Source organism: Enterococcus sp. AZ156 (assembly GCF_051714165.1).
Lineage (GTDB): Bacteria > Bacillota > Bacilli > Lactobacillales > Enterococcaceae > Enterococcus_B > Enterococcus_B pernyi.
On sequence record NZ_JBIORI010000001.1, the window covers coordinates 292,811 to 307,768 of the forward strand.

Below are 14,958 nucleotides of genomic sequence, written 5' to 3' on the forward strand. Positions count from 1 at the left end.
CGTTGAGGGGCAGTACATAAAAATCTATTATTTAGATTCTATAAACATGAGCCACTTATCTAACAATAAAGTAAATGTTCTGCAGAAGTACACAAATTGACAAGTATATTAAAATTTTGTTAAAATACAATTGTTTTTTATTTTTGTGTGCGGTTAATTAGAACTTACTTAAATCCTCTTATAATATTTTTGTTAATGATTTTAATAAAATGATTGGAGAGAAAATGATGGATCAAAAAGCATTTATCGAATCTATTGATTCTACAATCAATAGATTAAAAAAAGAAATTCGATTTAATAGTAGAGTGATTGGTATCGGAAATATTATAAAAATAGTTTTATCAGCTAGTATTCCAATATTAATTGATCAGGCTTCTGAACACAGGTCCTTACTATTGATTGTTTCAATTGCTTCAGCAACAATTACAATTATACAAAGTGGGATGTCTGCATTTCATTATCAAGATAAAGTACAGACTTCGACAGAGTTATTAATGAAAATCAAAAAAGAAAAGTTGTTATATATAACGAAAACATCTCCATATAATAAAACGGATGAAGAAAATTTCCATTTAATCGTTACAACCCTTCAAACTGAATTAAATGATATTATCTCTGATTTTAATCAAGTTAATAACTAAAAGTTTATTTAATTAGAAAGTAGTACAGATAGTACTAATTGTGCAATTAAGAAAAGAGATAAGATTTTACATTTTTTTAGGAATGTAGAGTCTTATCTTTTTTCTTAATGCTATAAATTAATAATAACATTATGAACAATAGATTTAAAATTTATTATCTATATTTTTTTACTTGATTTAGTTAGAAGTCAACGACTTTTTATAGGTGAATTATGAACACTGTTCGAGAGTCATTTGTCAATAGCAACTCTCATACCGGTTGACTTTATAAAAAAAGCTCCTCATTGACAAATTTAAATATTATTATATACAATATGCGTGTTATCTCATGCTTAATAATAAAATATTATCCCACTTTTAGCTTTGAGATAACAGGATTGTTGTCACAATGTTATCCATTCCTTTAAGTAAATCACCTAATTATTACTTGTGGCAACAACCTGTACCATTAGCTCAGTTGGTCAGAGCAGACGGCTCATAATCGTCCGGTCGTAGGTTCGAGTCCTACAGGGTACATAAATTTACTATAATCACTGTAGAAAAATGTTATTGACAGTACTCTATATATTTCATAAAATGTTTTGTAGTATTTTTTAGTTAGGAGAATATCATGGATTTTTTTAGATTGAAAAATGCAATATGTGATATTAATAAATTACATAAAGAAATATCTAGAGTATATCTTATTGATAATTCTTTTAACTTAAAAAGTATTTGTGTGAAAGATGTAGTGGAAAATAGTTCCAAAATTTCTAAAGAGTTTTTAGATTATATAGATGAATATTATATTGGATTAAATACGGCTCTAATTTCATCTAATTTTGAATATGATTATTCAGAATGGGACGCACGGATTAGAATTAAGCAAAAAGAGTCAGTTATAAATAAACTTCATCATTATCTATGCAATCATAACAACGGAGAGAGCCCAATTCAAAAATGTTTAAATGATTTATTAGGATTTAGGTTAATTATTGATGATTTTAACTTTAATTCTTTAGACATTCAAAATTTTTTAGAAGATATAAAATATGAACAAAATTTGATGAAGTGGTATACTAGAAATAAAGAGGATTATAAAGGAACGCATATTTATTTTAAAAATGTAAGTAATTTCTATTTTCCTTGGGAATTACAAATATGGAATACAGCCTATGCTCGTAGTAATGAAATTTCTCATGAGATACATAAGGCTAAACGTAACTATATTATTTGGCCAGAGCAATATAAGACAGCTAGTTTAAAGGAGGAAGAATAATGGCGTATCATTTTATTGCTATAGCAAGTTATTACGCTGGAGGTAAAAGGATAGGTTGGCACTATGCTTCTAATGACAATCTAGATAAAGCTATTATTCAAGATTTTTTTGAACAAAGCCAGTATAGGTTGTCTAAAAGTGAGTTTGGTATTCACAAACTAATTACTGAAGATAAAACTTGGAAAAGTGTTATAGAAAAAGATTCTTTTTTTAGAGATATATCAATAATCGAAGATATGGATGATTTTTTTGATTTGCTTAGTGCGGATAAAAAGATGCACGTTGAGGATGTTGCTAAGTTTTTCTTGTCAATAGAATCCATAACTAATTTGAAACTGCAAAAACTAATTTATTTTGCATATGCAACTTATTTAAAAAATACGGGTAAAAAATTATTTGAGGAGCACATTGTTGCTTATAAGTATGGTCCTGTAGTTGAAGAGGTTTACCAATTATACAAGGGATATGGAAGAGAAAAAATTGAACAAGAAACTGAAAAAAAATTCATGCTTAAAGATATAAGAGTTCCTTTGGTATTTGCTAAAATCGCATTGAATGAAGATGCGGTTGAAATATTAGCATCTTTAGCAGAAACAGTTCAAAAGTATTGGAATTTAAGTGCTTCTCGACTGGTTGAAATTTCACATGTTGATGGTGGACCATGGGATTTAACTTATGATGAGTTTTCAAGAAGTAAAGTGATTAAGGATGAGTTTATAAAAGAATATCATTATAAAGAATTAGAAAAATTGAATTAAATTTTCAAGATATAAATACCAATTATTCAGCCACCTTCGGGTGGTTATTTTTTATATCAGCTATAACAAAATTGAATAAAAAAGCTTAGTTTCATAGATTATAATTATATTGTGCTATATAATTAAAAAAATATTATATGTCGTGTTCGCATTATATCCTTCAATATGTAGCACAGAGCAAATGTCGAGGTAAAATTCTTCACACTCTTACCAGATCTTCTGGTATTTACCTCGACTCTTTGCCTCTTGAAGCTACTCGACAGAGTAGCTTTTTTAGTATTGATTTTTTACAGGATGAGATTATAATAATCGTAATAGCTGATGAATCAATTTCCCAATCTTTTTACGCATTTAAACAGCGAAGCGTCTTCGGACGCTTCTTTTTTGTACTGCAATCAATATTTATATTTGTATCACCTCTAGATAGTTTCTTTGTATAAAAAAACGACTCATAATGAGTCGTTTAATAGATCAGAGTGATAAATCATTAATTTCTTTAAATTCTTTATCAAGTTCTTTTTCATCATATTTATCATATTTATCAGCTTCATGAAGGATTTTTTTTATTTCATGAATCACCTTACGTTCAACTAACCATTTTTTAAGCTTATGTTTTTTTTCTGGATTTTCAGATAACGTATCAAGTTCGCTTAATTCTATATCCAGTTTATTGATTGCAGCAACGATTTTGTTTAGAACTTTTTCTTCTTTGTTTTCTAAATTTGACATTTATCTTCACGCCCTCTTTATTTAGTAATTTAAGTATAGAACTTTAATATAGTTTATACAAATAAAAATACTTCTTTGTGCATGATATACTTTTCTTTTGATATATGAAAGGGTTAGGAGTAATATGAACATGAACAGAATAATATTTAGGAGGAATAAACTATGTGTACGTCTATTACTTATGTAACAAGAGATCATTATTTTGGGAGAAATTTTGATTATGAAATATCTTACAATGAAGTAGTCACTATTACTCCAAGAAATTATAAGTTAAATTTTCGAAAGGTAAATGATTTGGACACTCATTATGCAATGATTGGTATTGCCGCCGGTATAGTAGCTGACTATCCTCTTTATTACGACGCCACAAATGAAAAAGGATTGAGCATAGCTGGGCTAAATTTTTCTGGGTATGCTGATTATAAAGAAATACAAGAAGGGAAAGATAATGTATCTCCGTTTGAATTCATCCCTTGGATTTTGGGCCAATGTTCAACTGTAGATGAAGCAGAGAAATTGTTAGAAAATATCAATTTAGCAAATATAAATTATAGTGATGAGCTTCCATTGTCTCCTTTACATTGGTTATTAGCTGATAAAGAAAGATCAATTGTAATCGAAAGTATGAAAGATGGCCTTCATATATATGATAACCCTGTGGGCGTTCTTACTAATAATCCATCATTTGATTATCAATTATTCAATTTAAATAATTATCGTGTCTTATCGAGTGAAACTCCAAAAAATAATTTTTCAGATCAAATTAATTTGAATGCTTACAGTCGCGGTATGGGTGGGATAGGATTACCTGGAGATTTATCCTCAGTTTCTCGTTTTGTTAAAGCAACTTTTACGAAACTGAACTCAGTATCCGGTAGTTCAGAATCAGAAAGTGTTAGTCAATTTTTCCATATCTTAGGTTCAGTAGAACAACAAAAAGGTTTATGTGATGTGGGTGATGGAAAATATGAATATACAATTTATTCTTCCTGTTGCAATGTTGATAAAGGAATCTATTATTATCGAACCTATGAAGACAGTCAAATTACTGCTGTGGATATGAATAAGGAAGATTTAAATGGTGAGAAATTGATTAGCTACCCAATAATAGAAAAGCAGCAAATAAAATATGCTAATTAATAATTCGGATATTCTTATTTACAGTAACTTTGAATTTCAATAAAAATATAATATTTAATACTTAACTATAATAGCTGATGAATCAAATTACCAATATGTTTATCGCTCTAAACAGCGGAGCGCCTTTGGGCGCTTCTTTTTTTATGTAACGCTCCACGTTGGATGAAGTTTTTTTACTCAGGAATTTTAAAGTTAAACACCACTTTCTTTAGTAAAGTTATGATGATGTCCGTTCATGCTATTCGAAAGAGTAGCTTTTTTTGTATTGTTTTTTTACAAAAACTATATAAGCTAAGCGTAATAGCTGATGAATTAAATCCTAGTCTTTTTACAAATCGAAACAATGGGATATAATCGGGTGATTCTTTTTTATATCCATTATATGTAAATAAAGATATTCAAATTCAATTTGACAGTAGTGAAACATGTTCGATAAAATAATTATATTATCGCATGTTCATTATACCCATTGTTAATCACAATCTAAGTTACTGCGATAATAGGTTTGTTGTCACCAACTCTTTCTTTTAAAATGAATAAGCAAATAAATGGTGGCAACAACCTGTACCCTTAGCTCAGTTGGTCAGAGCAGACGGCTCATAACCGTCCGGTCGTAGGTTCGAGTTCTACAGGGTACATACTATAGTAATTTAGTTAGTTCTGTGCTAGAATTTTTTTGAAGAATATCATACAAATCAACGTTTAGTTTTCATTGCCACTCATTTGAGTGGCTTTTTGACTTATATCTTCTTGGTTCAATAAAATATTTTACATAATCGTAATGTTGTCCATCATTGTAACCAAGGTAACCATTAGGGAGTAGTTAGCGATATACGTATTAAGGATGTTTATTCTATAAAAATTCTAGAATGAATAATCTATAATATATTTTATTTTAAGTATTGCAATTCATAAAAAAAACTATCAAATTAAATATAATAAAGTAATTATATCATAGATTTTGTTATTGAGATTGATATCGTAAATATATCCATTGAAATACTAAAGTTATTATTATTACAAAGAAGGTGTATATTATGTTTAGTACTTGGGAAGAACTTTATAACCAACTGATACAACAGGTGGGGCCAATTACTCCAGTTCCAATTCCAGGGGTAGTTTCTCCTTTGCCATCAGCACCTTGCTAAAATAATATAAATTTTATATCTATTTTAGTAGTAATAAAAATGAACAGAAAGAGATAGATTCTTTCTGTTCATTTTTACATAATGGGAATTAATACAATATTTTAATCGGAATATATTAATTAATAGTATTATTAGACTGGGTTACTTTTTTGAAATCGATTCTGACCGAGAAATAACTTCTTTCTCTTAACTCAGTTGATCAGAACAGACGGTTCATAACCTTTCTATTTGTTACTGTAAAAATTGAGAAAATATACACTGAAATTTTAAAAAAAGTGGTCATAGGTTATTTAAACGATGAAGAAGGATACAGCTCTGTTAGTATAGATCATAGAATGATTAATTAATAAGTTTGATCACATAATCAGCATGGATATCAAGAATTAGTGAGTGCGGCGAAGGTACACTACAGATTTTAAATTACATACTAACAAAATATCTTAGTATTCTGTTTTTTATATTTATTATTTTTTTGGTAATAACAGCACAACTATTTTTCATTTTGGTACCATTATAAAAAAATAAATAGGAAGTGTTTATAAATATGAATGATAATGGAAAAGAAGAACTTTTATTAACAGTTGCGAAGATTAAAAGACAAGAGTTTGTTAATTCTGAAAAGTACGCTTCATTTTTATTAAGGATTTTTAGTCAATTACTAAATTTAGATAGTTCACATTATAAACCTAAAGATTGTACTGAATATAAACCTAATATTGAGTTATTATCAATCTATAAGGATTATTTAACAATAAGTGAAGAGAAATTTCAAAATAGAGATATAGTAAAACTTAAACAATCGTTGGATGACAGTTTATATGCTTCTATTGAACCCGAGTTATTACAATTTAAATTAAAAAAATTAATATCAAATGATGAAGATAGTTTTTTGATTTTACCTCTAACTACAGCATTTTATTTTAAAGATAAAAAAAGTTTTAGATTGCATGAAATTGGAGTAATTGCTAAAAGAAAAGAAAATATGCTTCAGATTGAAATTATTGATAAGTCTACTATAAGTATAGAAAGTCGAAAGAACGTGTGTGATCATGTATATAATTCACATATATATCAAGATAAAAAGGGCATCGTTAGTTATGTTTATGAAATAGAAGAAACTAAGGTTCTTGAACTAGCTAAAATTTTATATTTGGGATTAATTAACCCTAAGAAACAAGTATCTTATATGGTAGATTTAGACGGCTATAAGCAGGAAGTAATTTTAACAAAACTTAGTGAAATGGCTATTAATGAATATTACGGAGAAAGGGTTGGTACGTATCAATATTTATTAGGCAACTGTTTAGCTAAAGAATTAGAAGCATCGATAAAGTTTTCTTTAGGCCAAGAAAGATATTCTATTTTATCTAAAATTAAAACTAATTATAAAGAATCAGGAGATCAATTTACATTTTTACGTGAAGTTAAACTACCTCACACAAAATCATCTAGGGAGATTTATTTGGAGTTATCAGCGATTTTATTAGATAGGTTTGAGCAATTGAATTTTAATAAGGAAGTTTATACACCATGTATAATAGATATGTTTAATACGTATTTATATTTAAAAAATTGTCGAGCAAAAGATACTGTTAAAAAGAAGTTACAAACAATTTTATCAAGATCAGTTTTTGAAAAAATGAATGATCATGTTCCTAAATTATCAGATGATCCTATTTGTGCTGAAAAATTGAATCCTGATTTTAAAAATATCGATTTACTAAAAAAAGAATTAGCGCAAATTTCTTATTATCCACATGCTTTAACTATGATGAAAAAAGAAATACACAAAAATAAAGAATACAGTGAAAAAACAATGTTTGATGCTCTTCATAAGTAGAATGTATTTACACATAAATGATTATATTTTGTCTATTATTAAAAAATGGGAAAATATTAATTTTAGTTGTAGTAAAATCAACATTGTCGTCCTGTTATACACTCTTAAATTATATGATGAGAACTACCCGTTCCAGGATATCTATAAAAATAGTCTATTTATGTGTATGAAAAAAATTTTTTCAGTAACATGAATAATAAAATTAAAAAAGGAAGTAGTAATTTGAGCTTATTTTTTGCAATTCTATTTTTTTCTTTAGCATTTATAGTTTTGATTCATGGGATAATAAAGAATAAAAAAGTTCTTTTCCCTTTTGTAACTTTCGTTATTTTAGGAATATGTTTCTTTGTAAATTTTACTATAGATATTTTAGACTTTGATGATGACATTTCTTTTGAAAGAGAATGGCAATTCGAGGATTAAATAAAAAAAAGATATGTACGAGCAAAAAGCAATTTGTCCGGGAGAATTTTGGTGTGATATTGGTGTGATATTATATTATTGCATGGGATAAATATTTATATAGCAACTTTCATTTTGAGCGCCATCTATCGTTTGGCAAAGTAAATCATCTTTATTCGTACTTCAACATTCATTACAAAAGTCAGAAATAGTTGTACGCCTATCTTAGATATAACATGATAAAATCATTAGGCAACAAATGACAAAGACTTGAGTGACACCTGGCCTTCAGAGAATTGGGCTTCTCTGAAGGCTTTTTTTGGATTCCAAAAAGCGGATATGTTAATAAATGAATAAACGTCTTCCTGACTAGTCATTTGTTTATTTGTTAGTTAAAGTTGTAAAGGTTATTTACATTTTCTTGTTATTCTATTAATATAATAAGTGTATACAAATTTTTGGGGGGGTGAAATGAATATGCCTAAATACATCGAAATTGCTCGTTCTTTGAAAAATAAGATTATCGAGGGTGAATTTAAAGAAGGCGAGCTATTACCAAACCAAGAAGCATTGGCAAAAACCTATAATACGAGTCGAGTAACTGTCAGAAAAGCGATACAGTTATTGATTGATGAATCTTTGCTTTACACAAGACGGGGATCGGGGACATATGTTAGGAGCAACATAAAAAAGGACAATGAGAGTGTGACCCAGATCAATAGCGTATTTGGGACTTCTGCTCAAGAAGGGACGGCGGTGACTAGTAAAATCATCCGCTTTGATGTGCGTTTTCCCACTTCTTATGAGTCTGAAGAATTGAAAATAAAGGCGACTGATCCGGTCTATGATATTAAACGAGTGAGATATGTCAATGAAGAGGCGAGAAGTATAGAGACATCTATCATGCCTCTTAAGTACATCAAAAATTTGGACGAAGAGATTTTAAAGGGGTCCATCTATAACTATATCAGAGAAGAGTTAGGTTATGTGGTTAGTGCGGCCCGTCGAGTGATCATTGCTTCAAAGGCAAATCATTTAGATAGTGAAGAGTTTGAGATCGAGGTAGGCGACCCGATTTTGGAAACCAATCAGATCGTCTTTTTTGATGATGGTACGCCGTTTGATCTATCTAAGACAAGATATCCCTATACGTCAGGAAAAATAGTAGCAAACATCAATTAGATCATAATGTTTAACAGACTGTGCTTGTCACGATCAAGTGTGGTCTTTTTTCTTTCGTCGACAAATAAGTATATACTAATTTTGATTATGTATTTACAAAAGTTATTGCAGGTGATATTCTGTATTAGAAGTTGATATACAACTTTAGACAATTCAGGAGGCATAAATAAATGGATGAGAAAAAAAGGGAAGCTTTGATGGGAAGATTTGTTTTAACAGCTCAAAAAATCGGCAATCAAATTTATTTAAGAACACTGCGTGATTCATTTGCTACTATCATGCCTTTATTTATTTTAGCAGGTATTGCTATTTTAATTAATTCGGTAGTGTTAGATCCGTCAGGTTGGTTCCAAAATATGATTAGCGCGGACACAATGGCATCTTGGCAAAACTGGGGATCGATCATTACGAACTCGACCCTTAATATCACTGGGATTATTCTTGTACTCACCATTGGCTATTTCTTGTCAAAAAATAGAGGGTTTGATAATCCAATCGGCGTTGTGATCGCTGTTGTTCCAGCATTTTTGACGTTACTCCCAACAATGATCGAGACAACACCGATCAATGCGGAAACGGCTGTGGAAATCAGTGGAGTCATCAGTTACGGAAATATTGGTTCAAAAGGAGTATTTGCTGCAATCATTACTGGATTATTGGCAACAGAGCTATACATTCGTCTGACACGTTCTAAAAAGTTGCAAGTCAACTTAGGAGATAGTGTTCCGCCAGCAGTAGGAAAATCTTTTAACACGATGTTCCCATTGATCATTGTCGTTTCATTGTTTGCCTTTGCTTCATTTTTGATCCAACTAACAGGAAATGATTTTATGAGAATCATTGAGCAATTCATCCAAGAACCGTTACGTGGTGTAGGTACTTCATTTATTGGTTACTTATTTTTAGTTTGTTTTGGCAACTTACTATTTTCTTTCGGTATTCACCAATCTGTCATCACTGGTCCGATCCTAGATCCATTATTGATGGTAAATATGAATGAGAATATGGCAGCTACTGCGAATGGTGAGGCTGCTCCTCACATCATCAACTCAGCGTTCCACCAAGTATATGGCGCTTTGATGGGGGGAACTGGTTCGACCATTGCTTTAGTGATAGCAATATTGATTTTTAGTCACTATCAAGCATATAAAGATTTATCTAAGTTGGCGTTAGGCCCTAATATTTTCAACATCAATGAACCTGTGATTTTTGGATTACCGATCGTCTTCAACTTACCGATGATCATTCCTTTTGTATTATCACCGATCGTAGGTACGACCATTGGCTATTTAGCAACATCGATGGAACTAGTTAATCAATGTGTGGTTCCAATTCCATGGACGACACCACCATTTTTAAGTGGATTTTTAGCAACAGCAGGTGATTGGCGAGCAATTGTTGTTCAAGCAGTTATTATCGTTGCGTTAGTCTTCTTCTATCTTCCATTCTTGAAAATCAGTGAACGGGTTGCTCGTATAAATGCTGAGATGAGTCTTTCTTAAACGATTGCTAAAGGGAAATAGACAAATGATAAATAGAACGATGATTGGGATGATAAGATGGTAAAGGAAAAATTTTTCTGGGGAGATTCCTCCTCAAGTATGCAAACTGAAGGTGCTTGGAAGGAAGGCGGAAAAGGATTGTCTGTTTATGACGTTCGTGAAGCGACTGAAACTACTTCAGATTGGAAACATGGGATTGATCGCTATCATAGATATGAAGAAGATCTTGATTTGATGCAAGAAATGGGTATGAATTTTTATCGCTTTCAAACTTCTTGGTCACGTGTCAATCCTACAGGTGATGGAGCATTCAATGAAGAGGGTCTCTTATTTTATGATCATTATATCGATGCGATGCTAAAACGGAATATTGAACCCATGCTATGTCTCTATCATTTTGATATGCCACTCCATCTTGCACAAAATTACGATGGTTTTATGAGTAAACACGTCGTAGATGCTTTTGTGGAATATGGGAAAAAAATGGTGGATCGTTACAAGAATAAAGTCAAGTATTGGGTAACTTTCAATGAACAAAACTTGTATTCAACACCGTTGGCACTATTATACGGGGGAACATTGAATACTGAAAATACAACGGATAACATTCATCAAATCGCGCATAATATCATGGTCGCACATGCCAAAATCGCCAACTATATCCATGAAACGACAGATGGACAAATCGGTGGGATGTTAGCCTATTCCAATATGTACCCTGCGACAAATCACCCCAAAGATGTATTAATTGCGAGAGAATGGGATGAGTTTATCAACCAGAATCTTTTGGATGCTTTTTGTGGGCGTAGTTATTCGAAACAAGTTTTGACGTTTGAAAAACAGTATTTGAATGTAGACATGACAGAGGAAGAACTTACTGAAATCGGAAGACTAACAAGTGATTATTTAGCGTTCAGTTACTATTGTACAGGAAGTATCAGTCATAAAAATATTCCAGCAGACGTTGCACCAAATTATTATTTGACGTATGGTGAAGTAGAAAATCCATTTGTTTCGATGAATGACTGGAATCTAGGAATTGATCCTCTTGGCTTTAGAGATATCATCAACAAGATGTATCAAAAATACAATCTACCGATTTTTCCCGTTGAAAATGGGATAGGCACGCAGGAAAATTGGGATGGCCATACACCTATTGAAGACGACTACCGCATTTATTACCATGAACAACATATTAAAGCAATGAAAGATGCAATGAGCATTGACGGCTGTGAAGTACTAGGTTATCTTGGCTGGGGATTAATTGATCTACCTAGCTCAAAAGGTGATATGGAAAAAAGATACGGGATGGTTTACGTCAATAGAGGAAATCATGATCTACGTGATATGAAACGCATACCTAAAAAAAGCTTCTATTGGTTCAAGGAATTTCTTCAAAAAGAGCAAGGCTGATAGGATGAGTAAATAATAGCAAAATAGATAGTTGCATGTATTCGCTGGATCAAGTGGATACATGCAGTTTTTTTTGTATATTCTTATTTGTTTGAAGAGTTAAGTGATGAATCAATAATACAGTTAGTCTGCTGAATGTTCACAAGCGACTATCTAGGCGGGATTTTTTACTTTATAGTTTGAAGGAAATACTTTTTTTATTTTCAAAAAAAAATTGATTCATTCTTTCGACATTTATCCAATAGAATAATTATTAAAGGGGGGAATTACGATGGAACACGAAACATTGGAAGGGCTTAGAGAAAGAAAACAGCGTAAATTAGCATCAGTTAAAGAGCAAGCATTAAATGAAGTCGACAGAAATAAAGAAGTAACTAAAGATAGTAAAGAAGTATTACACAGTGGTGATTCTCAGACTATTGTGCAAAGCGAAAAAAATAAAGAGAGATAAATTTTCAAAAATCTAGAATATGAATAGAAGAGACTTGGACGTCCCGCCATCCTGTTCGATTGATACTACTTTCTAGATTTGTATGGTCACAGTGAATCTTAGAAACCAAACTTCTTCGAAAGAAAGGAGAGCGTGATGAGAGAAAAAGATCTAGAAAAGTTAAAAGAGAAAAGAAGACAAAAAATCGAGGGTATCAAACAACGTTCTTTTACAGAAATCAATAAAATCAAAGAGAAAAATATGAAGAAACTTAAACTAGAAAAAATGGACTTTAAAGAAAAAAGAACAAAAGATCAAAAAATGAAGGCTATGTATTATAAAATTTTAAGTCTCTAGAAGCGTTTTTGCATAAGTCGTCAACAATGCACAATCAGCCTCCACACCCAAAATTCTTCAAGTTTTGGATGTGGAGGCTCTTTGTGATGATCGTAAGTTTAAGATAAAACAGCTGCAGCAAGTGCCTGTTGTACAGCGATGATATTCTTATCTTTTCTAAATTGTAACGATTCAGCGGGTAATTCTGCGCTAGAGATCCAAATTTTCAATTCGGCATCTAAATCAAAATGCCCACTTGTTTCAATCGAAAAGCGTGAAATCGAACGGTAAGGGATCGATTTATATTCGCTTTTTTTACCGGTCATTCCTTGTTTATCGACGATAATCATCCGACGGTCGGTAAAAATAATCAAATCACGTACTAATTTGAACGCTAACTCTACCTGTTCCATTGGAATCAGGATTTCTTGAACTTCTCTTGTGATATTGGTTGTATCTTTTTGGGTAGCATTTCCCATCAAGCCATCAAATAGTCCCATAAAAGCACTCCTTTAGTCGTAGGATAAAATTATAGTGATACTTCTATTTCATTGTAACAAAGGTTTTGAATGAACGATCAATTTATTCTTCAAAAGAACGAAAAAATTGAAGATGTAGGTCTAAGTTGGATCGATTCATACTAAACAGATGGTTTGAGCTTTGACTTTATTAGTGTTACGGTTGTTATGTAATTAAGAATAGAGGAGGAAAACTATGGGGAAATATGATTTACCGCAAGTAGAAACTCATCTTTATATTAATGGCAAATGGCTTGAAGGCTCTGAAGGAACAGTTGATGTCGTCAATCCAGCAACTGGTGAAACATTAGCAAGCGTTCAACAAGGTGGCGAAAAAGAGACAAAAGAAGCAATCAAGGCTGCCAACAAGGCTTTCGAAGATTGGTCAAGAACAGCACCAAGCGAACGAGCAAAATTAATGAATAAAATGGCTGATCTTGTAGAAGAAGACAGTGAACGTTTAGCAAAAATCATGACGATGGAACAAGGAAAACCGCTTGCTCAAGCGACGGCAGAAATCCAAACAAATGTCGAGAACCTTCGCTGGAATGCAGCGCAAGGTCAACGAATCATGGGAGAAATCATTCCTTCACCTGAAGGAAAACAATGGCAAGCACGTAAACAACCAATTGGTGTCGTCGGTGCCATCACACCATGGAATTTTCCTTCTAATATGATCATTCGTAAAATCTCACCGGCAATCGCCGCAGGATGTACGGTTATCTTAAAACCAGCAAAATCAACACCTTTATCAGCACTTGCGCTGATGGAACTATTCCACAAAGCTGGCTTTCCAGATGGCGTTGTAAATATCGTCATGGGTGATTCCTCAACGATCGGGAAGATTTTATCTGAATCGGATGATATCCAAAAAATCACATTCACAGGCTCAACAGAAGTCGGACAAATTCTAAATGAACAAGCAGCACCTACCTTGAAAAAAGTTTCCATGGAGCTAGGTGGACATGCGCCATTTATTATTTTTCCAGATGCTGATGTAGAATTAGCAGTCGATACATTGATCAAAACGAAATTTATCAACAATGGACAAGTATGTACGTCACCAAATCGAATTTTTATCCATAAAGAAATCAAAGAACAAGCAACAAAATTGATTGTGGAAAAAATCAGAGAAGTGACTGTTGGAAATGGATTAGACGATCCAACTACGGGGCCATTGATCAATGAAGAAGGCGTAAAAAAAGTTGAAGAACAACTAGAAGATGCAGTAGCTAAAGGAGCAGAAATCTTGGCTGGCGGTCATCGTCTAACGGACGGAGAATATGCAAATGGCTTCTTCTTTGAACCGACAGTATTAGATGGTGTAAAAAAGGAAATGGATATTTTCTACAATGAAACATTTGGACCAGTGATTCCAATCATTACATTTGAAGACGAAGAACAAGTAATCAAAGATGCCAATGATACGATTTTTGGTTTAGCATCGTATTTCTTTGCGACAAATATCCATACGATCCACAATGTAAGCAATAAATTGCAATATGGCATGGTTGGCGTCAATGACACGGCCATCTCAAATTCTGCGACGCCATTTGGGGGAGTCAAACATTCAGGATTTGGCCGTGAGAACGGAACTTTTGGGGTAGAAGAATATGTCGAAGTGAAGTTTGTGACGATTGCATCAGAGAAATAAATGATAA

The 14,958-nt window shown here is 32.0% G+C and carries 14 protein-coding genes and 2 tRNA genes; 14 read left to right on the top strand and 2 right to left on the bottom strand.

Annotated features, from left to right (window positions below; genetic code table 11):
- Positions 1-209: 209 nt before the first annotated feature.
- From IGJ95_RS01505 to IGJ95_RS01520, 4 genes are all read left to right on the top strand, one after another.
- Complete coding sequence (locus IGJ95_RS01505; protein ID WP_438761339.1) at positions 210-641, top strand: DUF4231 domain-containing protein; 432 nt, start codon at positions 210-212, stop codon at positions 639-641.
- A gap of 442 nt (positions 642-1,083) precedes the next feature.
- Positions 1,084-1,157: transfer RNA gene (locus IGJ95_RS01510), tRNA-Met, on the top strand.
- A gap of 94 nt (positions 1,158-1,251) precedes the next feature.
- Positions 1,252-1,899, top strand: a complete 648-nt coding sequence (locus IGJ95_RS01515) for a hypothetical protein (RefSeq protein WP_438761341.1) — start codon at positions 1,252-1,254, stop codon at positions 1,897-1,899.
- Complete coding sequence (locus IGJ95_RS01520) at positions 1,899-2,657, top strand: Panacea domain-containing protein (RefSeq protein ID WP_438761343.1); 759 nt, start codon at positions 1,899-1,901, stop codon at positions 2,655-2,657. The genes IGJ95_RS01515 and IGJ95_RS01520 overlap by 1 nt, the downstream gene beginning before the upstream one ends.
- A 471-nt stretch (positions 2,658-3,128) precedes the next feature.
- Here IGJ95_RS01520 and IGJ95_RS01525 read toward each other — a convergent pair whose 3' ends face one another.
- The gene (locus tag IGJ95_RS01525) at positions 3,129-3,386 is read right to left on the bottom strand and encodes a hypothetical protein (RefSeq protein WP_438761345.1); all 258 of its coding nucleotides are present in this window, start codon (positions 3,384-3,386) and stop codon (positions 3,129-3,131) included.
- Positions 3,387-3,548: 162 nt separating this feature from the next.
- Between IGJ95_RS01525 and bsh the strand changes: the two genes are divergently transcribed.
- The 9 genes from bsh (at position 3,549) to IGJ95_RS01570 (ending at position 12,800) form a co-directional block, all read left to right on the top strand.
- Positions 3,549-4,526 (top strand): choloylglycine hydrolase, encoded by a 978-nt coding sequence (gene bsh, locus IGJ95_RS01530; protein ID WP_438761347.1) that lies wholly within the window; start codon positions 3,549-3,551, stop codon positions 4,524-4,526.
- Positions 4,527-5,090: 564 nt separating this feature from the next.
- Positions 5,091-5,164 (top strand) — tRNA-Ile (locus IGJ95_RS01535).
- A gap of 1,054 nt (positions 5,165-6,218) precedes the next feature.
- On the top strand, positions 6,219-7,514 hold the full coding sequence (locus IGJ95_RS01540; protein ID WP_438761349.1) for a hypothetical protein: 1,296 nt from the start codon (positions 6,219-6,221) through the stop codon (positions 7,512-7,514).
- A 222-nt stretch (positions 7,515-7,736) separates the two neighbouring features.
- Positions 7,737-7,937 (top strand): hypothetical protein, encoded by a 201-nt coding sequence (locus tag IGJ95_RS01545; protein ID WP_438761351.1) that lies wholly within the window; start codon positions 7,737-7,739, stop codon positions 7,935-7,937.
- 450 nt (positions 7,938-8,387) lie between these two features.
- Positions 8,388-9,098 (top strand): GntR family transcriptional regulator, encoded by a 711-nt coding sequence (locus tag IGJ95_RS01550; protein ID WP_438726102.1) that lies wholly within the window; start codon positions 8,388-8,390, stop codon positions 9,096-9,098.
- A 170-nt stretch (positions 9,099-9,268) separates the two neighbouring features.
- Complete coding sequence (locus IGJ95_RS01555; RefSeq protein WP_023518975.1) at positions 9,269-10,600, top strand: PTS sugar transporter subunit IIC; 1,332 nt, start codon at positions 9,269-9,271, stop codon at positions 10,598-10,600.
- A 57-nt stretch (positions 10,601-10,657) separates the two neighbouring features.
- Entirely contained in the window at positions 10,658-12,013 is a 1,356-nt protein-coding gene (locus IGJ95_RS01560; protein ID WP_010736536.1) for a glycoside hydrolase family 1 protein, read from the top strand.
- Between the two features lie 271 nt (positions 12,014-12,284).
- The gene (locus IGJ95_RS01565; protein ID WP_010736535.1) at positions 12,285-12,464 is read left to right on the top strand and encodes a hypothetical protein; all 180 of its coding nucleotides are present in this window, start codon (positions 12,285-12,287) and stop codon (positions 12,462-12,464) included.
- A gap of 135 nt (positions 12,465-12,599) precedes the next feature.
- Complete coding sequence (locus IGJ95_RS01570) at positions 12,600-12,800, top strand: hypothetical protein (RefSeq protein ID WP_010736534.1); 201 nt, start codon at positions 12,600-12,602, stop codon at positions 12,798-12,800.
- Positions 12,801-12,898: 98 nt separating this feature from the next.
- Here IGJ95_RS01570 and IGJ95_RS01575 read toward each other — a convergent pair whose 3' ends face one another.
- A complete protein-coding gene (locus tag IGJ95_RS01575; protein ID WP_010736533.1) occupies positions 12,899-13,279 on the bottom strand; it encodes a PH domain-containing protein in 381 nt (126 codons plus the stop codon).
- Between the two features lie 214 nt (positions 13,280-13,493).
- On the opposite strand from IGJ95_RS01575, the gene IGJ95_RS01580 reads away from it, so the two are divergent.
- Positions 13,494-14,951 carry an NAD-dependent succinate-semialdehyde dehydrogenase gene (locus IGJ95_RS01580; RefSeq protein WP_010736532.1) on the top strand — a complete coding sequence of 486 codons (1,458 nt, stop codon included), beginning with the start codon at positions 13,494-13,496 and terminating at the stop codon, positions 14,949-14,951.
- Positions 14,952-14,958: the final 7 nt, after the last annotated feature.